The organism is Streptomyces sp. P17, from assembly GCF_032436805.1.
Classification (GTDB): Bacteria; Actinomycetota; Actinomycetes; order Streptomycetales; family Streptomycetaceae; genus Streptomyces.
In genome coordinates this window covers 1-232 of sequence record NZ_JAVRBF010001555.1, presented here as the reverse complement: position 1 = coordinate 232, position 232 = coordinate 1, and the positions used below count along the sequence as shown (strand labels likewise).

Annotated in this window: 1 pseudogene; it reads right to left on the bottom strand. The window is 65.5% G+C overall.

The features are described from left to right. A pseudogene (locus tag RMT89_RS45665) lies at positions 1-188 on the bottom strand (type VI secretion protein); the annotation flags it as partial. Positions 189-232 lie beyond the last annotated feature (44 nt).

Sequence of the window (232 nt, the reverse complement as noted above, 5' to 3'; positions counted from 1 at the left end):
CAGGTCGCCCCTTCGGCCACTACCTGTTGGTCGAGGTTGAGGTCGGAGCGGACGGCAAGCGCGATCCGCGGCCGGCCCCTCGCATCCTCAAAACGACGGAGTTCCACAATGCCCCCGATCGGACCGTCGCCGGCTGTATCGATGTCGGGGAGCTTCAGATGATGCACACGCCCGTCGATCCCGTCCACCACGGCAAACGCTGTTCCCCTTAACTCGTCATCCAGCCCGCGGG